Consider the following 22,671-nt stretch of genomic DNA (forward strand, 5'->3'; position numbering starts at 1 on the left):
GGTCTACACCGGAACCGGGACGGATTGCAGCAGGCCGGCCAGTACTTGCTCGCCGGTGATCCCGTCTATCTCGGCCTCGGGCCGCAGCTGCAGTCGGTGCCGCAGTACGGCCATCGCGACGGTCTTCACATCGTCGGGGGTTACGAAATCCCGTCCGTTCAACCAAGCCAAGGCTCTGGCGGCGGCCATGAGCGAGGTCGCGCCGCGGGTGGAGGCGCCGTGTGCGACGGCCGCCGCTGTCCGGGTGGCGCGGCAGAGATCGACAATGTAGGCGAGCACCTCGGGACGGATCGCGACTTCCGCGATCGCGGCCCGGGCCGCGGCGATATGCGCGGGTCCCGCCACCGGTCGTAATCCAGCGGCGGCGAGGTCGCGTGGGTCGAAACCCCCGGCATGCCGCTGCAGGATACGGAATTCGTCGTCGCGTTCGGGCAGATGGATATCGACCTTGAACAGGAAACGGTCCAGTTGCGCCTCGGGTAGCGGGTAGGTGCCTTCCTGTTCGATCGGGTTCTGGGTGGCGACCACCACGAAAGGGTCGGGCAGTGGGCGGGGCCGGCCGTCGACGGAGACCTGGCGTTCTTCCATCGATTCCAGGAGCGCGGATTGGGTTTTCGGTGGCGTGCGGTTGATCTCGTCGGCGAGCAGCAGGTTGGTGAAGACCGGGCCGTCGCGGAAGGTGAACTCGGCCGAATGCGGATCGTAGATCTGTGAACCGGTGACATCGCCGGGCATCAGGTCCGGCGTGAACTGGACTCGGCTGTGGTCGAGTTCCAGGGCGGTGGCCAGGGCCCGGACCAGCAGCGTTTTCGCCACCCCGGGTACGCCCTCGAGGAGTACGTGGCCGCGGCACAGCAGGGCGAGCACGAGGTACATGACCGCGTTGTCGTTGCCCACGACCGCCTTACCGATCTCGGTGCGCAGGGCGGCGAATGCGGCCGCGGCCTCTCCGGCCGTGGGCGCCGCCGGGCCGGCGGGACCGTCCTTACTGGTGTCAATGCTGGTCATCCGACCTCCGCTTCGATCCATTCGAGTTGCGCCGCAACGAGTTCCAGGCTCGATGCATCCGGTACGTGTCCGTAGAGCGCCGCACCGACAGTGTCCGGGTCGGCCCCTATCCGGGTGGCCACGGCGGCCACCAGGGCATCCGGGGAGATGCCGGCGTCGACGCCGAGGGCCCGGCGTAGCCGGCGCAGCGTGGCGGCCCGCAGGACGTTCGCGATATATGCGTGGTCGCCGGAGCGGCGGTACAGGCCGGCCTGCCCGGACAGTAGTTCGCCGGCGGCCACCTCCACCGGCCGGGGTTCGGCGACCACCGCCCCGCGGCGGCGTGCCCGCCACCACACGAGTACTACGCCGGCAATCAGGAACTGCAGGATGCCGAAGACCAGCCAGGCACGGGAGCCGGTGAAGACGGAATCGTCACCGGTCGGGCGGGGGAGGTCGGGATCGTAATCGTCCGGTAGGTCGACCGGTGGCGGGTCGATCGGCGGGGTATCCGGTGCGCTGGGCCCGCTACAGCCCTGCAATATCGCGTAGAGCACCAGTAGCACGACCGCCGTCGATGCCAGCGTCGCCCAGAAACGGGGGTCGCGCACCATCGCGGGTAGCTTCCGGCTGCTGCCCCGGCGCGGCCGCGATCTACGCCCGACGGCCTCGACTTCCACCGGATCTGCCGCCGGGGGCGGCGCCGCGGCGGAGAACCGATCGGCCCGGGCCAGCCGATCGTATTCGTCCGGCGCTGCGGGGCGGCCGCCGTAGACGACCTCGTCGAAGGCGCCGGCGGCCGGGGGAATATCGCCGGAGAGCTCGGACGGTAGTGCCGCCGCGACCTCCTGAGAGGTCTCGCGGGCAGTGCGGGAACGACGTACGTCGAGCACACCGTGCTGTTCCAGCCCACGTAGCACCGCACGGAATCGCTCGCGGAAAGCGGTGTCGTAATCGCCCTGGGCCGCAGCGTGTTCGGCGGCGACGCGGTGGGCGTCCGCGGTATCGAGATGCGGCCTGTCCGGGACGGCGCGATGCGGATCGGTCACCGATGACCTCTGCTCGCGACCGGAATCCGGATATCCATCCCCTCACGGCGGCAGCGGAGATCGAGATAGCCGACCACCCGTGCGCTGGATTCCACGATCTCGGTGAAGGCCGCCAGCAGCAGCCCGCTGCCGGTGATCAGGACGAGGAAGGGCCAGCGATGGGTGCCCGAGATATCGCTGACGAACAGGGCGAGGCCCAGCAGGGGAGCCGTCAGCACCGTGTAGACCAGATGCCGGCAGATCCAGACACCGGTCCGCTGCATCCGCAGCGTGCCGGTGAGCATCCCGGAACGGGCGAGTGCCGCGCGGGCCGTGGTCTGTTCGGCGAAAAGAACGGGTGCCGCCACCAGATGCCGCGCTCGCAACCACGCGAGGCCGAACCAGCAGAAGGGGTAGACGAGCACGAACCAGACGATGCCGAGAAAACCGAACGGAAGGAACAGCATGCTCGGCGCGAGCACGGCCAGGCCGATCGCGGTGAACGACAGTTGGGTCAGCAGCAGCGGACCCGATCGTTGTCCGGTCTGCCGCACTGCCGTCCGCACCCCGACCGGAGCGCCGGCCGTGCGGGCGAGACCCGTGCTCACGGTGACTCCACGCAGCACGGTCCGGATGATCCAGGCGACGGCGAGCGTGGCGCACAGTGCAGCGAGCGCGGTGCCGTCATCGGATCCGCCGGTCAGGTGGGAGACGAGTCCGATGAACGCAGCCACCACCGCGCCACCGGCCACCAGCAGTGGCGCGGCGCACCCGGCAATCACCCGGATATCGGCCTGCAGCAGCGCGAACGGCTCATCGAGCAGTTCCCGGAAACTCAGCGGACGGATCGGCACCGTCGCTTTCCGGGCTCGGTGTTCCGGATCTACTCCCGCCCCGACGGAGCCGGCCGTAGGGGCGGCAGGCTGCACGCGGCCGAGTCTAACCGGTACGCGGACGACAGGACGGGCATGATTCGGCCGCGCTCGTGTACCGGGCCGGCCATCGTTCCTATGCGGCCCTTCGAGGTGACGGCGGCGGATGGACAGGGGTCTTCGAAAGGATGCGGCCGGTTGCACCCCTGCGGCGGCAATCCCCGGTGGGCTTCGGCGGGATACGTGCGGACATCGTTCAGTTGCCGGGAGGCAGTTCCCGGGGTGTGCGTCCTTCCGGCAGTTCTCCCGTTGCGCGTCCCGGCAGTGCGGTACCGGTTGCGGGTTCCAGCCGGGTTGTCGACGAGACGATCGCCTCGGGTTCCAGGGTCAACTCGGCGTCCACCACCGTGTTCACCGGCGCTGCGCTGTCACCTGACCGGTCGCGCCCGGTCTGTGCTTGCGCAGTCACGCCGTCGACCGTGATGTTGCGAGTCCGGCGCAGGGTGAAGGTGATCTCCTCGGCTTCGGTGAATACGTGGCGGGCAGTTCGCAGTGGCCGGCTCGCGGTGTCGAGGGCGTCCTCGAACGCCGAGCTCACGAAACCCGGTACCAGCGGGCCGATCCAGCGGGCGGCAGTATCGGTGAACGGAACCGTGCCGACCAGCGGCAGTTCCAGGCCACGTGACGGTCGCGCGGGGCTCTTCTCGAGCGGTACCGGTAGATCGGACCCCGTCCCGGCCGGCAGTGACCGCTGTTCGGCCGGCAGTGCGGCGGGTTCGGGAGTGCGCTCGGTGACTCCGATCTCCAGCCCGCCGAGCGCGGCGATCACCCGGGTGCGCTGGCGTTCCCGGTCGATCGCGGTATCGGCCTCGGCTTCGAGCCGGGCCGCGGCCAGCTGCCGGTCCGCCTTCACGGCGGCGGTTTCGGCGCGGACTTCTGCCGCTTTCTCCGCGATGGCGGCGTCGGCGGCACGTTCGGCGCGATCGGCTACCGCCGCGGCGGCGCGACGACGCTCCTGCATGGTTTCTCCGCGCCATCGGCGCAGTATCAGTGGGAGGGCGGCCAGCAGGAGGAAGACAGCCCAGGTGAGCAGTCGCAACAGGAATGCACCGGTCTGGCCGGTGGTGTGCTCGTGCATGGCTGCCCAGCGGGCTCCGATACCGCGATCGCCCTCGGCTGTGGCCACTGTCCGGGCGTCGCCCAGCGCGGTCCGGGCGTTGTCCACGCGCATATCCAGTGGAGCGATACGGCTCTGCGCCACCGAGAGGGCAGTACGCGCATCGTCGAGCATGTCGTTGGCGGTATGAGCCTCCGGGCCTCGGCCCGGTACACCGGTGATCTTCGTCTGCGGGCAGCCCGGGCCGGGATTGAACTCACATCGGGCGACGATGAGCGCGTTGTCGATATCGGCCTCGGCTCCGGCTATATCGCGGTCCAGTGCGGTGCGGTCGGCGATTGCGCGGTCCAGCTCGTCCTGGGCGGTGCGTACTGCCGGAGTGGCGGCGGCCGCGGCTACTGCGTGTTCGTCGAGGATCCTGTCGACCGAGCTGTCGAACAACACGGTGGTGGCCAGTTCGGCCACCATCAGACCGGTCAGCGCGGTTACCGCGAGCCTGGTCGCCACCGCCGCGATATCGGTCGTGCCCGCGGGCCGGTCGGGCCGGGCGGCGGGTTGGGCGCCGGCCAGTGCGCGGCCCACCAGGCCCATGAGCAGTCCGGTGATCAATGCTGTGGGCAGCACCGCTGCGGCCGGCCACTCGCCGCGGCCCAGCGCGACCCCGGTGACTCCCGCCGAGACCAGCGCGAACAGCGCCACACCTGTGCCGGTGACGATATAGCCGGTGCGCTCGTATCCGTCGGTGGGCTCGGTGGGCTGTCCGCCGCCGAGCCAGAGGAACATGCCGGTGACGCTCATGGGACCCATAACCTCTGCAGCTGTCATCGATTCGTTGTCTCAGCGTGACAGGCGACACGGCAGTCCATCGAGCCCTCGCGCGCTGGTGTGGTCATCTTCACAGGCGCCGCTGAGCATGTCGTGCCGAGGCGCGCTGTCCGGGTCCGGCGGAGCTTGTGGCCTGGCCGAATTCTGCGTTCCCGCAACAGGAAAGAGCTTCGGCCCGCCGCTGTAAATGTGGCGTGAACCACTGAAAGATGCGTTTGCTGTGCGTGTGCTGTGTCGCGGGAAACGTAAAACAGTCCGGACGGTCGGATCATGTTCTGTGCTTGTCACGACGCTGTCACGAACATCTCACCGCGGTGTGTGACAGTTAGCCGCGGGCGGGTGGGTTTGCCGATGGCCGCCGCCGGGAATTCATCTTCGATGCAGGTGAGCGTGGGTTCGGCGGATGCGACGGGGCATCGGGAAATGAGCCGGACGGGTGGATCGCCGCTGTTCGGAGGGTCGATCCGGAATCGATTTCAGCCGGAACGCTGCTTTACACTAGAAAACGCGCATACGTGGAGGAATGAATGAAGAAGCCCAGCTCAAGGCCTGGCAGCCCAGTTTATTAGGGCAGCCTTGGTTGGTTGGGTTCCGAGCCTGGCTTATCGTTTGCTCTTACGCCGCACATACAGATGTCCGGCCGAAAGCACGTTCGGGCAACCTATCGGCAAGGCCGGCCTAGCGGGCGAAACCCGTATCCGGGTCCCGAGCGCGTAAGCGCTTCGTTACCGGCGGGCACCGGCGCACAACCGCAGGTGGAAACAACTTCAGACGTGACTGCACGCCGAACACCATCAGCGCGGCTGGTGTCGGCCAACGTACGAACGCAGTCCTTTAGGGAGCGTTCGACAGTACCGGCGTTCGACAGGGCGTTCTCCCCAGGCCGCACCCACGTCGAGGTCGACTTTCTCGAAGGCAGAGGCATGACGCAACTACCTGGCCACAGGTCCCCCGGACCCATCGGGCTCTATGACCCGGCGCACGAGCACGACGCATGTGGTGTCGCGTTCGTCGGTGATATGCACGGCCGCCGCAGCCGTGACATCGTCGACAAGGCCATTACGGCCCTGTTGAACCTCGAGCACCGCGGCGCCGCGGGCGCCGAGCCGAACTCCGGCGACGGCGCGGGCATCCTGATCCAGGTTCCCGACCGCTTCTTCCGTGCAGTCGTCGATTTCGAGCTGCCGCCGGAGGGCTCCTATGCCACCGGTATCGCCTTCCTGCCGCAGGCCCGGCGCGAGGCAGCGCGGGCGTCCTACGGTGTCGAGAAGATCGTCAAGGAAGAGGGCCTGGCGGTACTCGGCTGGCGCGAGGTACCGATCGACGAATCGTCGCTCGGCGCGCTCTCCCGCGATGCCATGCCGCTGTTCCGGCAGCTCTTCATCGGCTCGCCGGCGAGTGCCGACGAGCAGCTGACCGGGATGGACCTGGAACGGCGTGCCTATGTCATCCGCAAGCGGGTGGAGCACGAACTGGGCAAGGCCGGCGCCGGCGAAGGCGCGGTCGGTAGAGAATCGGTGTACTTCCCGAGCCTGTCCGGGCAGACCTTCGTCTACAAGGGCATGTTCACCACGCCGCAGCTGCGTGCGTTCTACCTGGACCTGCAGGACGACCGGGTGGAAAGCGCCCTGGGCATCGTGCACTCCCGGTTCTCCACCAATACTTTCCCGTCGTGGCCGCTGGCTCACCCGTTCCGCCGGGTCGCGCACAACGGCGAGATCAACACCGTCGCCGGTAACGAGAACTGGATGCGGGCCCGCGAGGCGCTCCTGCGTTCGGATGTCTTCGGCAAGGATTCCGCCGGGAAGAACCGCCTGGAGAAGATCTTCCCGGTCTGTACCCCGGGCGCCAGCGATACCGCGCGCTTCGACGAGGTCCTCGAACTGCTGCACCTGGGTGGCCGCACCCTGCCGCACGCGGTGCTGATGATGATTCCCGAGGCCTGGGAACGTAACGAGAACATGGACTCGCAGCGCCGGGCGTTCTACGAGTACCACTCCATGCTCATGGAGCCGTGGGACGGTCCCGCCTCGGTGTGCTTCACCGACGGCACCGTCATCGGCGCCGTGCTGGACCGCAACGGCCTGCGGCCGAGCCGGATCTGGGTCACCGAAGACGGCCTGGTGGTCATGGCCTCCGAGGTCGGCGTTCTGGATATCGACCAGTCCAAGGTCGTGCGCAAGATCCGCCTGCAGCCGGGCCGTATGTTCCTGGTGGACACCGCGCAGGGCCGGATCGTCGACGACGAAGAGATCAAAGCGCAGCTGGCCGCCGAGCACCCGTACCGGGAATGGCTCGACGCCGGGATCAAGCATCTCTCCGATCTGCCCGACCGCCCGCATGTACATATGTCGCACGACCGGGTGCTCATCCGGCAGCAGATCTTCGGGTACACCACCGAGGAACTGAGCCTGCTCATCTCGCCGATGGCGAAAACCGGTGCCGAAGCGCTGGGTTCGATGGGTACCGATACCCCGATCGCCGTGCTCTCGGCGCGGCCGCGGTTGCTGTTCGACTACTTCTCCCAGCAGTTCGCGCAGGTCACCAACCCGCCGCTGGACGCCATCCGGGAAGAGGTCGTCACCAGCCTGCGCCGCCATATCGGCCCGGAGGCAGATCTGCTGCACCCGAGCCCGGAATCCTGTCGCCAGATCGCGATCCAGCAGCCGATCATCGATAACGACGAACTGTCGAAGCTGGTTCATATCAACGACGACGGCAGCCACCCCGGCCTGCGCTCGGTCGTGGTGCGCGGCCTGTACGAGGTCGCGGCCGGCGGTGACGGCCTGCGCCGCGCACTCGACGCCATCAACACCCAGGTCTCGGCCGCGATCGACGGTGGTGCCCGCATCATCGTGCTGTCGGACCGCGAATCCAACGAGAAGCTCGCGCCGATCCCGTCGCTGCTGCTCACCGCGTCGGTGCATCACCACCTGGTCCGGGAACGCACCCGCACCATGGTCGGTCTGGTGGTCGAGGCCGGTGACGCCCGCGAGGTGCACCATATGGCCACGCTCGTCGGTTTCGGTGCCGCCGCGATCAACCCGTACATGGCCTTCGAATCGATCGAGGACATGCTCGAGCGGGGCGCGCTGACCGTTCCCGGCAGCACCGGCGATCTGGCGGCCGATTACCGCAAGGCGGTCGCGAACTACAACAAGGCCGCGAGCAAGGGTGTGCTGAAGGTGATGTCCAAGATGGGCATCTCCACGGTCGCCTCCTACAACGGTGCGCAGTTGTTCCAGGTGATCGGCCTGTCGCAGGATTTGGTGGACGAATACTTCACCGGTCTGCGCTCGCATCTGGGTGGTATCGGCCTGGACGAGATCGCCACCGATGTGGCGACCCGGCATTCGGTCGCGTTCCTGGAGAACCGCAACGAGCGCGCGCACCGCGAGCTCGAGGTGGGCGGCGAGTACCAGTGGCGGCGTGAGGGCGAATACCACCTGTTCAACCCGGATACGGTGTTCAAACTGCAGCACGCCACCCGCACGGGGCAGTACTCGATCTTCAAGGAGTACACCAAGCTGGTCGACGACCAGTCCGAGCGGCTGGCCTCGCTGCGCGGCCTGATCAAGTTCAAGAAGGGTGCACGGTCCCCGATTTCGATCGAGGAGGTCGAGCCCGCTTCCGAGATCGTCAAGCGTTTCTCCACCGGTGCGATGAGCTACGGCTCGATTTCGGCCGAGGCGCACGAAACCCTCGCGATCGCGATGAACCGGCTGGGTGGCCGGTCCAACTCCGGTGAGGGCGGCGAATCGCCGGCCCGGTTCGAACCGGAGGACAACGGCGATTGGCGGCGCAGCGCGATCAAGCAGGTCGCCTCGGGCCGGTTCGGTGTCACGGCGCACTACCTGACCAACTGCACCGATATCCAGATCAAGATGGCCCAGGGCGCCAAGCCGGGCGAGGGCGGCCAGTTGCCCGCGCACAAGGTGTATCCGTGGGTCGCCGAGGTCCGGCATTCGACGCCGGGCGTGGGCCTGATCTCGCCGCCGCCGCATCACGATATCTACTCGATCGAGGATCTGGCGCAGCTCATCCACGACCTGAAGAACGCGAACCCGCAGGCGCGGATTCACGTGAAACTCGTTGCGGAGCCCGGTGTCGGCACCGTCGCGGCAGGCGTATCGAAAGCGCACGCCGATGTGGTGCTGATCTCCGGCCACGACGGCGGCACCGGTGCCTCGCCGCTCACCTCGCTCAAGCATGCGGGTGGGCCGTGGGAGCTCGGTCTGGCCGAAACGCAGCAGACTCTGCTGCTCAACGGCCTGCGCGACCGGATCGTGGTGCAGGTCGACGGCCAGATGAAGACCGGCCGCGATGTTGTGGTCGCCGCACTGCTCGGTGCCGAGGAGTACGGTTTCGCGACCGCGCCGCTGGTGGTTTCCGGCTGCATCATGATGCGGGTCTGCCATCTCGACACCTGCCCGGTGGGTGTGGCCACCCAGAATCCCGTACTGCGGGACCGGTTCACCGGTAAGCCGGAGTTCGTCGAGAACTTCTTCATGTACATCGCCGAAGAAGTCCGGGAACTGCTGGCCGAACTCGGTTTCCGCAGCCTGGACGAGGCTGTCGGCCGGGTCGATCTGCTCGACACCACCAAGGCCAAGCAGCATTGGAAGGCCAGCAAACTGGATCTGTCGCCGATCCTCGACGATGTCGAGACGGCGTTCATGTTCCAGGACCGCCGCCGGACCAAGGAACAGGACCACGGCCTGGACAAGGCGCTGGACAACGAGCTGATCGCGCAGAGCCGGGATGCGCTCGAGTTCGGTAAACCGGTCAAGATCGACACCAAGATCACGAACGTGAACCGGACCGTCGGCACCATGCTCGGCCACGAGGTCACCAAGCTCTACGGCGGCGCCGGCCTGCCCGACGACACCATCGACATCACGCTCACCGGTTCGGCCGGTAACAGCTTCGGTGCCTTCGTTCCGGCAGGTATCACCCTGCGGGTGCAGGGTGACGCGAACGACTATGTCGGTAAGGGTCTTTCGGGTGGCCACCTGGTGGTGCGTCCCGCTCCCAACGCCCCGGCGGAGTTCGTCGCCGAGGAGAACATCATCGCGGGCAACGTGATCCTGTTCGGCGCGACCAGCGGCCAGGCGTTCATCAACGGTGTGGTGGGCGAACGATTCGCCGTACGCAACTCCGGGGCCACCGCGGTGGTCGAGGGCGTGGGCGACCACGCCTGCGAGTACATGACCGGTGGTCGTGTCGTCATCCTCGGCGACACCGGACGTAACTTCGGCGCCGGTATGTCCGGCGGTATCGCGTTCGTCTACGACCCCGACAACACGTTCAGCGGCCGGCTCAACCCGGAACAGGCGGACGCCGTCGAGGCGCTGTCCGGTGACGATTTCACCTGGCTGCGCGATATCATCGGCCGGCACCGGGAACAGACCGGTTCCGCTGTGGCCGAACGGATCCTGGGCGACTGGTCGCAGCAGGTGAACCACTTTGTGAAGGTCATGCCGCGCGAGTACAAGAAGGTACTGCTCGCCATCTCCGAGGCCGAGAAGAGCGGTAAAGACGTCGACGCTGCGATTATGGAGGCCGCTCGTGGCTGACACCCAAGGTTTTCTGAAGCACACCTCCCGGGAGCTGCCCGAACGTCGTCCGGTGCCGCTGCGCCTGATGGACTGGAAAGAGGTGTACCAGGAAGGTTTTCCGCACGAAACCCTGCAGCGACAGGCAAGCCGCTGTATGGACTGCGGTATTCCTTTCTGCCACAACGGCTGCCCCCTGGGTAACCTCATTCCCGAGTGGAACGACCTGGTCTATTCCGATCGCTGGCGCGAGGGTATCGACCGGCTGCACGCGACCAACAACTTCCCGGAGTTCACCGGGCGTCTGTGCCCGGCCCCGTGCGAGGCGTCCTGCGTGCTCGGGATCAACCAGGATCCGGTGACCATCAAGCAGGTCGAGGTCGAACTCATCGAGAACGCCTTCGACGAGGGCTGGGTCGCGCCGGTGTACCCGACCCGGCTCACCGGTAAGAAGGTCGCCGTGGTCGGTTCCGGACCTGCGGGTCTGGCCGCCGCCCAGCAGCTCACCCGCGCCGGGCACACCGTGACCGTATTCGAGCGGGCCGACCGTATCGGCGGCCTGATGCGGTACGGCATCCCGGAATTCAAGATGGAGAAGCGTTTCATCGACCGCCGGCTGGCGCAGATGGAGGCCGAGGGCACCATCTTCAAGGCCGGGGTGAACGTCGGAGTGGATATCACCGCCGACGAACTGCGTGAGCGGTACGACGCGGTGGTCCTCGCCGGCGGCGCCACCCAGGCCCGCGATCTGCCCATTCCGGGCCGTGAGCTGGACGGTATCCACCAGGCGATGGAGTTCCTGCCCTGGGCAAACCGGGTTCAGCAGGGAGATCCGGTAACCGACGACAACGGTCTGCCGCCGATCCACGCGCACGGCAAGAAGGTCGTCATCATCGGCGGCGGTGACACCGGCGCCGACTGTCTGGGCACCTCGCACCGCCAGGGCGCGGCCAGCGTGCACCAGTTCGAGATCATGCCGCGGCCGCCGGCCGAACGCGCCGGCTCCACCCCGTGGCCGACCTACCCGCTCATGTACCGGGTTTCCTCGGCACACGAAGAGGGCGGCGAACGCGTGTTCTCGGTGAACACCGAACGCTTCGTCGGTTCCGACGGCAAGGTGACCGGGCTCGACGCGCACGAGGTCACGATGGTCAACGGCCGGTTCGAGAAGGTCGAGGGCACCGATTTCACCCTCGAGGCCGATCTGGTCCTGCTGGCCATGGGCTTCGTCGGGCCGGACAAGCCGGGTCTGCTCACCGATCTCGGTGTCGGCTACGACCAGCGCGGCAACGTCCAGCGGGACAAGAAGTGGGCCACCAATATCCCCGGCGTCTTCGTCGCCGGCGATATGGGCCGCGGCCAGTCGCTGATCGTGTGGGCGATCGCCGAGGGTCGCGCGGCGGCCTCGGCGGTGGACGAGTACCTGGAGGGCGAAACCGCCCTGCCGGCGCCCATTCCGCCGACCGCGGTCGCGCAGCGCTGAGTTAGGCACCGAAACCCCCGACGGCGCGGTACCTCCTGATCGGAGGTACCGCGCCGTCGTCCTGTCCGGGTCGCGTTTGTGATCTCGGCCGAGTTCGGCTGGCGGTCGGTGTGGTGTGGCTCTATTGTTATCCACGGTGCGATCCGGAGCCTGATCGTGATCCGATCGTGTACTCGTGACGCGTAGTTGTTCACCTGTTACGCATCGGCTGCCGTCGGCCGGTTCGGCACCTCGCGACGGCGGAATCGGGAGCGCCCCTTGATCGGGGCCAGGGTGACTGGAGCAGCATGCAGTTGAAGAGGGTTGCCGCAGCGCTGGGCGCGTGTGCGGCTGTCGCGTCGGGTCTGGTGGCCGCAGGAGCGACGGCAACGGCCGCGCCCGGATGCCCCAGCCTCTACGTAGTGGCGATTCCGGGGACCTGGGAAACCGGAAACGAGAAATCCCCCGGACCGGGCATGCTGGCCGATGTGACCGACGGGCTACCGAGCTCCGCGAAGGTCGATTACGTCAGCTACGCCGCCACCGCGTTCCCCTGGGAGGGGGATGTCTACGGCCGGTCGAAGAACGAGGCAGTCGACAATGCGCGCGGGCTGATCGCCGATATGACCGCACGGTGCGGAAACACCGATGTCGCCCTGGTCGGCTACAGCCAAGGTGCGCACGCCGCAGGCGATCTCGCGGCCGAGATCGGTACCGGACTCGGCCCGATCCGGCCGGAACGGATTTCCGGAGTCGGGCTGATCTCCGATCCGCGCCGGGCCGCCGCCGATATCCAGGTCGGCCCGCATGCGCCCGGCGCCGGCGCCGCCGGGCCGCGGGTCGGCGGTTTCGGCTGGCTCAGCGACCGCACCCGCACCGTCTGCATTCCCAACGATCTCTATTGCGCGACCGCGCAGGACGATTTCGTCACCCGCTTCGCCGGCTTCCTCGCGCAGAGCTCCGACGCCAACCCGGCCAACCTCTGGCGCTACCAGCTCGAAGCCGCGGCGATCGTCAACGATCTGATGAAATACGGCGGCGTGCCCACACTGCAGGCACAGCTTTCCGAAGGCGCCAACGAGCAGCGGTTCAAGGAACTCGAAACGTTCTACCGTTCCGAATCACATCATGCCTACGGCAGCTACCGCGTCGGTGGCGGCCAGACCGCGCTGACCTGGATGCACAACTGGATTGCCGGTATGGCCTGATCAGCTGTTCGAAATATTGCGGGGGAGCAACTCCCAGACGTGGCCGTTCTCGTTCACCGTCGCCGCGCTGCGGCGGCCGGTGCGCGAGAACAGGACCCGGGTGATCGAGCAGTAGTCGATGGGAAAGGTCAGCGGCCGGGCCAGACCCAGGATGTCCTGAAGGGTCACGTTGATGACCCCGCCATGGGCGAAGATCACCACGGTATCGGCCGCGGCCGTGGTGGAGGCGATATCGGTGATCGCATCGCGCACCCGGTACCGGAAGGCATCGGCGTCGATCTGCAGCGGCAGATGACCTTCCTTGATCCGGTCGTAGGTATCGCGGAATTCTGTTTTCGCGTCCTCGATCGGGATATAGGACGGTAGTTCGCGGTCGTATTCCGCCAGACCGTCCACGATTTCCACATCGAGACCGAGTTTTGCGGCCGTCGGTGCCGCGGTCTCCCGGGCTCGTCGCTGCGGACTGCTGATCACCCGGACGATCCGGTGATGGTCCAGCGCGGCCGGCACCCGTTCGGCCTGCTCCACGCCGATCGGGGCCAAACCCGGATCGGCGGCTTCCCCCGCATTGTCGACCCGGAGCGGCTGGGCATGGCGAACGAGTATCAATTGCACGGCTCCACTCTGCCGTATCGACCCTGCGGCCGACCAACCGAACCGGGTGGTCGGAGCTGCCGGGACGCTAACCGGCCGGACCGTCGTACGAGCCGGAGGGCACGGCCCTGTCGATTCGCCGACATGCTGTCGCCGCGGCGGATTTTCTGCCGGCGACCCCCGAGCGCCCCGGTTCTCCGACGAAGAACCGGAACGGCCCGGTCCGCCGTGCGGCGAACCGGGCCGTTGCAGGAAAGGTTGCGGGGTCAGTGACCGGCCGGTGGGTACTGCTGCGGGCCGTTTTGGGGCGGGTTCGGGTTGTTGGGATCCGACGGGTAGCCGCCTTGCTGCGGGTAGCCGCCCTGCTGGGGAAAACCGCCCTGCTGGGGTAGCCACCTTGCGGGGGGTACGTGCCTTGCTGGGGATAACCCCCTTGCGGATAACCGCCCTGCTGGGGAAAACCACTCTGCTGGGGGTAGCCGCCCTGCTGGGGATAACCGCCGCCTTGCGACGGGTAGCCGCCTTGTGGAGGCTGCCCTGGGAACTGGCCGCCCTGCGCACCGCCGGAGTTCTTCTTCCGCATCATCACGACGACCACGACCACGATGGCCACGATGACCAGCAGGCAGATCAGTCCGAAGATCAAACCGCCCCCGCCGCCCTTGCTCTTGCCTCGCCGCCGTGCTTCCAGATCGACCGCGGAGGCCAGCACATCGGTCTGAGTCCAGGCGGTGTAGTCCACCTGACTCGCGTGGGAGAGCAGATCCAGATAACTCAAAGTCGTCCCCGTTCGAGAATGTTGTCCGGCCCCTCCTCCTGGCGCCGGGTTGCTACACGGTACTTCCCCGGTGCACGACCGGGAAACCACTTGTTCCCGAACCTGGCCGGTGAACCGTCACCGTTGCCGGACCAACGGGAAAGTCTGGGTTTCCCGGATCGTTCGCCCGGTGAGCAGCATGAGCACGCGCTCGACGCCCAGGCTGAGGCCGCCGGTCGGCGGCATACCGTGTTCGAGGGCGCACAGTAATTCCTCGTCCAGTCCCGTGATCGCCGGGCCGCCATCGGCGGAACGTGCCTGCGCGGTGAAGCGGCGGCGCAGTTCCATCGGATCGGTCAGTTCGCTGCGCCCGGTGCCCAATTCGATTCCACCGGCGACGAGATCCCACCGTTCGGCCACCCCGGCCCGGCGGCGGTGCGGACGCGCGAGGGGTGCGACGGTACTGGGCAGATCGGTGTAGAAGGTGGGTTCCCGAGTGGTTTCGGCCACCAGCCGCTGGTAGAGCGCGTAGACCGTGCGGCCGTGGTCCCAGCCCGGCCGATAGCTGATATCGGCTTTCTCGCACAGGTCGCGTAGCTCCGGCAGGCCGGTGTCGGGCGTGATCTCGATACCGGTTTCCTGCCCCAGCGCCTCGTAGAGCGAACGCACCCGCCACTCACCGGAAAGGTCGAGGGCTTCGAGGGAACCGTCGAGCCGTGGCCGCATGGCGACCATCGAATCGTTCGCGGCCAGCGCGGCCTGCTGCACCAGCTGCCGGCACAGCGTCATCATCCGTTGATGGTCGCTGTGGGCCTCGTAGGCTTCCAGGAGTGTGAATTCGGGCAGGAGCCGGGCACTCGCGCGCGCATTGCGGAAACTGGGGCCGAGCTCGAAGATCTTCTCCACGCCGCCGACACACAATCGTTTCAATGCGGATTCCGGGCCGAGGCGCAGATGCAGGTCGGTGTTGTCGGCATCGATATGGGTGCGCATACTGCGCGCGGTCCCCGTACCGGGGCCGGGCTGCAACACCGGTGAACCGACCTCCAGGAAACCCCCGTCGTGCAGGGCATCACGCAGTGCGCGCAGTACCGCGCTACGGCGGGCCAGCAGTTCACGCGCCTCTCGATCGATCATCAGGTCCAGGTAGCCGCGCCGCATCCGCGCCTCGGAATCGGTGAGGCCGTGCCATTTATCGGGCAGGGGATGCAGGCATTTGGCCAGCATTCGCCAATCCGCCACCAGCAGCGACAGTTCGCCCCGCCGGCTGTATCCGAGCTGTCCGCTCACCGAGATCAGATCACCCAGATCGAAGAGTTCGCCGAATTCGGCGCAGCGCGCCGCGCCGAGACGTTCGCGGTCGAGCAGGAGCTGGATATCGCTGGTCCAGTCGCGGATCACCGCGAACTGCACGCCGCCGCAGTCCCGCAGCCGGAGCAACCGGCCGGAGATCCGGACGGTGGTGCCGCGCGGAACCCGCCGGGCCGCAGCTACGGTATGGGTCGGCGGGAAAGGCGGGGGATACGGGTCGATATGGGCACCCACCAGCCGGTCCAGTTTGTCTGTGCGCACCCGGACCTGCTCGGGCCGGAGATCGTGGGCGGGCGCCGGATCGGCCTCCGCCGTCGTGGCAGCCACGGGCGGTGCCACTGCGGTGCGCTCGGGAACGGCGCGATGACATCCGGTGTGGGTGAAAACTCCGGCAGCACCGGCCGGTCGCGGTAACAACCCCTCGGCGAAGGCGGCGGCGACGGCAATACGCGGCAGGTCTCGTGGATCGGCGGACATGACGTACCGGGTCGACCAGCGCGGTTGATAACGCATTGCCGACCGGTACAGCCGGTCCAGCTGCCACCAGTGCGAAAACGACAGCGGCAGGCCGCGCAGGCCGTCGCGCAGTGCGATCGCGGCCGCCCGGATACCGCGGGCGGGCCCCGGCCGGCCTCGGCGGCCCACCGCTTCGAAGACCGACCGCGACACGGTGAAGTTCAGCGAAACCTGTTCGATGCCGTGCTGTTCGGCGCGCAGCGCGAATTCCGCGATGAGCAGATCGGTGATGTCCTCGCCGACGCCCGGTTCGCGGCGCAGCAGTTCCAAGGTTGCGCCGGCCCGGCCCCACGGCACCAGTGAGAGCATGCCGAGCACACGATCTTCGGCGTCGACCGCTTCGACGAGCAGGCATTCACCGTCGCGCCGGTCGCCGAAGCGGCCCAGCGGCAGCGGGTAGGCACGTTCGATCTCGGTGCGCCGCCACTGTTCGGCGGTAACCGCCAGGCGCGCGAACTCCGCGGTGCCGAGATCGCGGTGGCGCCGGATCCGCACCGTCGTACCCTCTTTGCGCAGCCGGGTGAGAGTGTCGCGGACGGGTCGCAGTTCCGGGGTGGTCAGCGCGAAGGTCCGGGTATCCAGCAGCGCCTCCGCACCCGCGGCCACGGCGTCGAGCCCGGCCCGGCGATACACCGGCATTCCGGCGTCCCCGGCCCCGATCACCGCGACCGGCCAGCCGAACTGCCGCGCGTAACGCTGCCAGGCCTCCACCGCCTGCGGCCAGCAGTCCCGGGCACCGAGGGGATCGCCCAGGGCCAGGCAGACGCCGGATTCCACCCGGAAGCCGATGGCCGCGCGGCCGTTCGGGCTGAAGACGATCTCGCGGTCGCGGCGGGTCGCCAGATAATCGATCGAACCGGTGGGGTCCGGGCTGTTCAGCAGTTCACGCAGCGCTGTCTCGTCGGCTTCGGTGAGTGCATGTTCCGCGCGCTGGGTCCGCACCAGCACCGTGACCGTGGCCGCGAAAACCAGTGCGCCGAACAGGCCGACCAGAAACGCCGTGGGAAACGGTGCGGCACCGTCGAGTTGCCCGGGACGAACGAGCAGGCCGGCACCGAGCTGGGAGACGACGAACAGGGCACGCGGCGCCCCCGCGGCCAGCGATCCGGGAAACAGCTGCACCACACACCCCCCGGCGACACCGGCCGCCACCAGACCAGCGGCGAACGTGGTCGCCGCGGGGCGCGGTGAACAAGGACGGATCCAGGCGGTGAATTGTGCGCGCGCGGCTATCAGCAGCGTGCATACGCCGATATGTACGAGCAGGCCCAGCACGGCGTTCGGGCTCTGCTCGCGCACGATATCGAGCAGATTCACCGGTAGCCAGCTCACCTGGTAGAGCAGTGCCGCCCACCAGGCGACCCGTTTGCGCCGGGAGAGCCCGACGGCGAGCAGGCCGGCCGCGGCCGCCCACAGCAGATTCGTCGCGGGTGCGTACAGGTAGTACTGGTCCAGATGGTCACGCGGGATACGCAGTGCACCGGACAACCCCGGCACCACACTCCACACCAGGCAGGCCAGCGCGAAAACACCCGATACGAGAGCCAGGACGCGCGGTATCGCGGCGAATCGTCCGGGTGTGCCGTTTCGGCCGGGTACTTCGGGGTCTGGCGGTTCCTGCGTGGACATCACTGTTCCAGTCTGCCGCCCGACCGCACCGAATCCGGGCTGTGTACCGGCGTGTTAGTGGCAGATCGCCCGAGATCCGCACGTATTGCCCTGTGCGGGGGCGCGGTTGACCGAAATGGGTAATCGGGTTCCGGGCGTGGCGGGCGGATACCGGTGAAATGCCGGGTATGCCGGTTTGTTCCGGGTTACCGGCGGATTCGGCCGGGGCGGTCGGAAGGCGCGCTGACCGGGGGAGTAAGCATGAGACCATGCCGGATCCCATCGATGTGCCCATCGACGATGACACCATACGGCTCGGCCAGTTCCTGAAACTGGCCAATCTGATCGAATCCGGGTCGGAAGCCAAGACAGTGATCGCCGCCGGGCTGGTACGGGTCAACGACGAGGTCGAACTGCGCCGCGGTCGCCAGCTCCAAGCGGGCGATGTGGTGACGATCGCCGGTCATCAGGCCAGGGTGAGCACCGGATGATCCGGCCGCAGGATCAGTCCTCGGCGCGGACCACGACGCCGTCGTGGTCGCTGTAGAGCATTTCGCCGGGGTGGAAGGTCACCCCACCGAATTCCACCGGGACGTCCTTCTCGCCCGACCCGGTCTGTGTGCTCTTGCGCGGGTTCGTGCCCAGGGCCTTCAGGCCGATATCGAGTGTGCGCAGAATCGCCGAGTCCCGGACGGCGCCGTTGACCACGACCCCGGCCCAGCCGTTGTCGACTCCGCGGCCGGCGATGATATCGCCCACCAGTGCGGTGTGCACGCTCGCAGCACCGTCGACCACCAGCACCCGGCCGTTACCGGGCTCGCTCAGCGTCTGTTTGACCAGCAGGTTGTCCTGGAAGCACCGAATCGTGGTGATCGGCCCGGCGAACACCGGCCGGCCGCCGAACTGGATGAACTGGGTATCGCAACTGCGGATATCGGGGCCGATTTCGTCGGCGAGATCCGCGGTGGCCACCTGCTGCTCTGATTCAGTCACATTTCTGATTGTGCCGTTCGGATCATGGCAGCCCGCATCGGCCCCGCTATCCGGCAACGGCCAGCGACGCGGCGAGCCCGAACACCGCCGCCATCACCGCGACCTCCAGTACCGCGCGCCGCAGTGACGCCTCGGCGCTCATCCGATGTGCTGCCGCCGCCGCGACCCAGCTCCGCCGCCACCACCAGCCGAGCGCCAGCAACACGATCAGCAGGACCGATTTGGCCACCATGATCAGGCCGTAACCGGTTGTGAAGAACGGGGTGAGCCCGCCCAGCCGGACCGAACCGTTGATCACTCCGGTGACCGCCACCGCCGCCACCATCGGTACAGCGACCGCGGAGTATCGGGGCAGGGTCTCGGCCCAATCGCGGCGTCCGCGGACCACCAGCCCCAGCGCGAGCAGCAGCCCCAGCCACATCGCCGCGGCCAGCGCGTGCACCCCGGCCAGAACCGAACCGAACACCTGCTGCGACATATGCCCGGTGATGGGGCGCAGGGTCACGGTAACCGCGGCGAACACCAGCACCAGATCGGCCGTGTGCCCGCCGGGCCGGCGGAAGGCGAGCGTGCTGTAGCCTGCGACAACCGCCGTACCGGCCAGGATGGCCAAGCCGATCTGACCCCCGCTGATCCGCACCAGATAGGTGCCGAAATCCGCCGGGCTCAGCGCGGTCACGCCCGAGCCGACCACATCGCCCGCGGCGAATACCACCACCGCGAATTCGAGGCAGCACCAGAGCCCGGCCAGCACTGCCAGCATGCGCCACGGGATATCGAGCCGGTCGTTCAGCCGCGGCAGGGCGGCCAGGCCGAGCACGGAGGCCCCGGCGAGATCCGCACACAACCGCACCGTCGCGGCGGCCGGGATATCGCCGAGCGCCCAGGCCACCAGTACCCCGAGCAGGCCCGCCGGAACAGCGAGTCCGAACGCGACCCGGCGGTCGAGCCCGCCCGGGAGACCACTTCTCACCGCTCGTTCTTACCCTTGCCCAGGTTCGAACCGAACAGCGCGAATGCGAGACCGGCGCCGAACAGGACCACCGCACCGGCGATATAGACCCACACCGGGACTCCGCCGCCCGACTCGTCCCCGGACTCCTGTGCGCCCACCGCCGGACCGGGAGTGCCCTGGCCTGCGGTGCTCAGCGTGAAGGTCCGTTCGCCGTCGACGACATGGCCGTCCGCCGAGGTGACCCGGAAGGCGACCCGGTAGACCCCGGCCGGACCGAGTTCGCCGACCGCCACACTGAGATCGCGGCCCTCGACGACCGGATCGCCCTTGGACCACAGGTTCCCGTCCGGACCCACCACGGTCATGGCCGGGAAGTTCGGTTGCAGGGGTTCGTTGAAGCTGACCGTCACCCGAGCGGGGCCGGTATCGACAGTGGCGCCGTCGGCCGGATCGCTGCCCACCACGGTGGAATGCGCGCCGGCGGTACCGGCGATCGGTCCGAGCAACAGCCACAGCAGTGCGGTGACCAGGGCGACCAGGGGCGTCCGGCGGTTCATCGCCGCCCCCTGACCACGGCGCCCACACCGGCCCCCAGGGCCAGCGCCGCCAGCGCCAGGCCCAGGCCGCCGAGCCAGCGGGCGGTGGTATCGGTACCCTCGCCCGGCTCGGCCGCGGCTTGTTCGCCGTGTTCGTGGCCGGGCTGGTCGCCGTTCTCCGCGCCGAGAGTCAGGACGGGTGCCGGATGTTCCGCCGAATCGTGGTCGCCGGTGTCGTTCCAGCGCACCACGGTGCCGTCGCTGTAGGACTGTTCGGCCGGGAAGCTGATCGAATCGGTTTCGGGCAGCGGGCCCAGCGACACCACGAAACGCTGGAACTCACCCGGTCGGATACCGGGCCCGCCGGGATTCGCGGTCCAGGTCACGGCCACTACGCGGTCTTCGTCGTCGCGTTCGATCTTCGCGGTCCAGCCGGGGACCGGTTCGGTGCGTGCCGTCGCGATCTCCGGCACGGTGACCCGCAGCGCGGTGGTGGCGGCGGTATCGGATTCGGTGGGCACACTGAACGTCGCGACGGTGGACCGGCCGGGGGTCGCGTTCGGCGCCGATACGCTGACATGCGCGGCGGCCGTACCGGCACCGGCCAGCAGGAAACCGGCGGTGACGGCGGCGGTCAGACCGCGGCGCAGGGGTGGGGAAAACCCGTGGGACATGGGCGGAAGACTTTCTCTCCGAAGGATGTGGGAACGTCGCCGATCACACGGCGCGGTGGCGCGCGTGGACCCGACGCCCCGTTCGGAGCGTGATTCCGCGGAGTCGTGACGATCGCCGCGATACAGACCCGGGGTGCCGGTGGAAAGCGGCGCACCGGCATGAGCAGCACGCGCAACACCGCCGAGGCCGCCCGATACAGCCGTTCGGCCACGGTGATCATCAGGGTGCACAGCAGCACCGCGAGCAGATGGGCGGCGAACATCGCCGCGGAGAGCGGGCCGCCGGTCGGTGATTCACCGACCGCGCTACCCGTACCGGTGTGGTGACCGGTGAGCCCGGCCAGCGCCCAGTGACCGATGAACTGGCCCGATGCCAGCGGCAGGAAAATACTCAACCCCGGTACGGCGGCCCGATGTGCGAACCGGCCGCGTGCCCCGGTCACGACGGATCCGGAGACCCACCCGGTGACCAGTGTGGTCAGCAACAGCAGGGCCGTACCGGCCGACGTGGGATACCCGCCACCCGCCGCGCCGTGGGCGGCCACGGCCAGCGCTCCGGTCGCCACGCCCACCACGCAACCCCGCAACTGTGCGGGGCCGGTGTACGGGTTGCTGGACATCGAGCACTTTCGGGAGGTCGCGGCGGGACGGCTGGTCGGCGTCCATCATCGTCGGCGGCCCGTCCGGCCTCGACGCCGCCCCCGCGGTGGCGCGCTGGGCGTCCGGGCTCAGGCGACGCCGAGGCGGGCCAGGACGTCCGCCTCGATCTTGGAGAGTTCGGTGGCGATCGACGCGTGCACCGAACGCCGGCGCGCCGCGGGCATCTGATCGGCGGTGCGGACGGCCGAATCGAGCGCCTCGAGCCGGTTGCGGGCACTGGTCAAGAACTGCTGGGTGTCCTTGCCCGCGTCGCCGTTCGCGATCTTGTCGAGAGCGGCTCGGGTATTGGTGATCCGGGCCTGCAGCCGGCCCCCGTGGCCGGCGTAGTCGCCGAGCTGATTCACACCCACCCCGAGCTGCTTCGCCTTCCGGGCGTCCAGCTGTCCGCGCACATAGGTGGCGCCGCGGTAGGCCAGCGGAGCGAGTACCGGAACCAGCACCCGCGCCACCCCGATGTACTTCTTGACCTGTCCCGGGCTGAACGGGTCACGTTCCGCGCGCGCGGCGGTCTTCTGGGCGGCCTTCTCCTCGGCCTGCAGCGTCGCGACCTGCGCTTTGGCGACCTTGCGCTGGGCGCGGGCCTCGGTGCGGTGCCGTTTGCGCTCGTTCTTGGCGCCGAGCTTGGCCTCCATTGCGGCCTTGTGCTTGAGGGCCTTTGCCTCGGCCCGCCGATTCGGCCGCCGCTTGCGCTTGGTGAACAACCCCATCGAAGGCCCTCCGTCATGCTGGTTCGCTGCGGCGATACGACACGGAAACCGCATCGTCCACCCGTGTCACACGGTTCGCCGACACCCTATCGGGTTCCCCGCCCAACCGGCGAGACACGCCACCCGGGTTACCGCGGAATGGTGTCGTGGCGGATGTGGGTGAGCGGGGTCGAACGGGACTCGATTAGTCGGACTGTCGGGGGTAGAGACCATACTGCTTGCGTGCAACCGGGCAGTATCGACCGCGAAGACCCCGCCGGCGCGGGTGCCGAAACCGGCGCCGGCGTGGGTGCCGAAAGCGACGCC

The 22,671-nt window shown here is 68.1% G+C and carries 17 protein-coding genes; 4 read left to right on the forward strand and 13 right to left on the reverse strand.

What is annotated here, in order from left to right:
• Nucleotides 1-3: 3 nt before the first annotated feature.
• From ON22_RS00255 to ON22_RS00270, 4 genes are all read right to left on the reverse strand, one after another.
• Nucleotides 4-1,008: an AAA family ATPase gene (locus tag ON22_RS00255; RefSeq protein WP_033243790.1), complete on the reverse strand. Its 1,005-nt coding sequence runs from the start codon at nt 1,006-1,008 to the stop codon at nt 4-6.
• Entirely contained in the window at nt 1,005-2,036 is a 1,032-nt protein-coding gene (locus ON22_RS00260; protein ID WP_033243791.1) for a DUF4129 domain-containing protein, read from the reverse strand. The genes ON22_RS00255 and ON22_RS00260 overlap by 4 nt, the downstream gene beginning before the upstream one ends.
• Entirely contained in the window at nt 2,033-2,869 is an 837-nt protein-coding gene (locus tag ON22_RS00265; RefSeq protein WP_051156997.1) for a hypothetical protein, read from the reverse strand. Before ON22_RS00265 ends, ON22_RS00260 begins: the two co-directional genes overlap by 4 nt.
• A 274-nt stretch (nt 2,870-3,143) precedes the next feature.
• The gene (locus tag ON22_RS00270; protein ID WP_051156998.1) at nt 3,144-4,802 is read right to left on the reverse strand and encodes a DUF4407 domain-containing protein; all 1,659 of its coding nucleotides are present in this window, start codon (nt 4,800-4,802) and stop codon (nt 3,144-3,146) included.
• Nucleotides 4,803-5,752: 950 nt separating this feature from the next.
• Between ON22_RS00270 and gltB the strand changes: the two genes are divergently transcribed.
• From gltB to ON22_RS00285, 3 genes are all read left to right on the forward strand, one after another.
• Nucleotides 5,753-10,405: a glutamate synthase large subunit gene (gltB, locus tag ON22_RS00275; RefSeq protein ID WP_033243792.1), complete on the forward strand. Its 4,653-nt coding sequence runs from the start codon at nt 5,753-5,755 to the stop codon at nt 10,403-10,405.
• Nucleotides 10,398-11,867 (forward strand): glutamate synthase subunit beta, encoded by a 1,470-nt coding sequence (locus tag ON22_RS00280; protein WP_033243793.1) that lies wholly within the window; start codon nt 10,398-10,400, stop codon nt 11,865-11,867. The genes gltB and ON22_RS00280 overlap by 8 nt, the downstream gene beginning before the upstream one ends.
• A gap of 287 nt (nt 11,868-12,154) precedes the next feature.
• On the forward strand, nt 12,155-13,054 hold the full coding sequence (locus tag ON22_RS00285) for a cutinase family protein (protein ID WP_081595216.1): 900 nt from the start codon (nt 12,155-12,157) through the stop codon (nt 13,052-13,054).
• On the opposite strand, the gene ON22_RS00290 is transcribed toward ON22_RS00285, so the two are convergent.
• The 3 genes from ON22_RS00290 to lysX all read right to left on the reverse strand — a co-directional run bounded on the left by ON22_RS00290 (nt 13,055) and on the right by lysX (nt 17,861).
• Nucleotides 13,055-13,669, reverse strand: coding sequence for a histidine phosphatase family protein (locus ON22_RS00290; RefSeq protein ID WP_033243794.1), 615 nt, complete (start codon nt 13,667-13,669; stop codon nt 13,055-13,057). It lies immediately after the preceding gene.
• A gap of 67 nt (nt 13,670-13,736) precedes the next feature.
• A complete protein-coding gene (locus ON22_RS37465; protein WP_043739691.1) occupies nt 13,737-14,426 on the reverse strand; it encodes a hypothetical protein in 690 nt (229 codons plus the stop codon).
• Between the two features lie 117 nt (nt 14,427-14,543).
• Nucleotides 14,544-17,861 (reverse strand): bifunctional lysylphosphatidylglycerol synthetase/lysine--tRNA ligase LysX, encoded by a 3,318-nt coding sequence (gene lysX, locus ON22_RS00300; RefSeq protein ID WP_081595217.1) that lies wholly within the window; start codon nt 17,859-17,861, stop codon nt 14,544-14,546.
• Nucleotides 17,862-18,109: 248 nt separating this feature from the next.
• Between lysX and ON22_RS00305 the strand changes: the two genes are divergently transcribed.
• The gene (locus ON22_RS00305) at nt 18,110-18,331 is read left to right on the forward strand and encodes an RNA-binding S4 domain-containing protein (RefSeq protein ID WP_033243796.1); all 222 of its coding nucleotides are present in this window, start codon (nt 18,110-18,112) and stop codon (nt 18,329-18,331) included.
• Between the two features lie 13 nt (nt 18,332-18,344).
• On the opposite strand, the gene rraA is transcribed toward ON22_RS00305, so the two are convergent.
• The 6 genes from rraA to ON22_RS00335 all read right to left on the reverse strand — a co-directional run bounded on the left by rraA (nt 18,345) and on the right by ON22_RS00335 (nt 22,365).
• Nucleotides 18,345-18,833, reverse strand: a complete 489-nt coding sequence (rraA, locus tag ON22_RS00310) for a ribonuclease E activity regulator RraA (RefSeq protein WP_033243797.1) — start codon at nt 18,831-18,833, stop codon at nt 18,345-18,347.
• Between the two features lie 46 nt (nt 18,834-18,879).
• Nucleotides 18,880-19,806 carry a CopD family protein gene (locus ON22_RS00315; protein WP_033243798.1) on the reverse strand — a complete coding sequence of 309 codons (927 nt, stop codon included), beginning with the start codon at nt 19,804-19,806 and terminating at the stop codon, nt 18,880-18,882.
• A complete protein-coding gene (locus ON22_RS00320) occupies nt 19,803-20,345 on the reverse strand; it encodes a copper resistance CopC family protein (protein WP_033243799.1) in 543 nt (180 codons plus the stop codon). Before ON22_RS00320 ends, ON22_RS00315 begins: the two co-directional genes overlap by 4 nt.
• Complete coding sequence (locus tag ON22_RS00325; RefSeq protein ID WP_033243800.1) at nt 20,342-20,998, reverse strand: YcnI family protein; 657 nt, start codon at nt 20,996-20,998, stop codon at nt 20,342-20,344. The genes ON22_RS00320 and ON22_RS00325 overlap by 4 nt, the downstream gene beginning before the upstream one ends.
• Nucleotides 20,959-21,618, reverse strand: coding sequence for a hypothetical protein (locus ON22_RS00330; protein WP_051156999.1), 660 nt, complete (start codon nt 21,616-21,618; stop codon nt 20,959-20,961). Before ON22_RS00330 ends, ON22_RS00325 begins: the two co-directional genes overlap by 40 nt.
• Nucleotides 21,619-21,726: 108 nt before the next feature.
• A complete protein-coding gene (locus ON22_RS00335; protein WP_033243801.1) occupies nt 21,727-22,365 on the reverse strand; it encodes a DUF6474 family protein in 639 nt (212 codons plus the stop codon).
• Nucleotides 22,366-22,671: the final 306 nt, after the last annotated feature.

This window comes from Nocardia carnea NBRC 14403 (assembly GCF_000308515.1).
Classification (GTDB): domain Bacteria; phylum Actinomycetota; class Actinomycetes; order Mycobacteriales; family Mycobacteriaceae; genus Nocardia; species Nocardia carnea.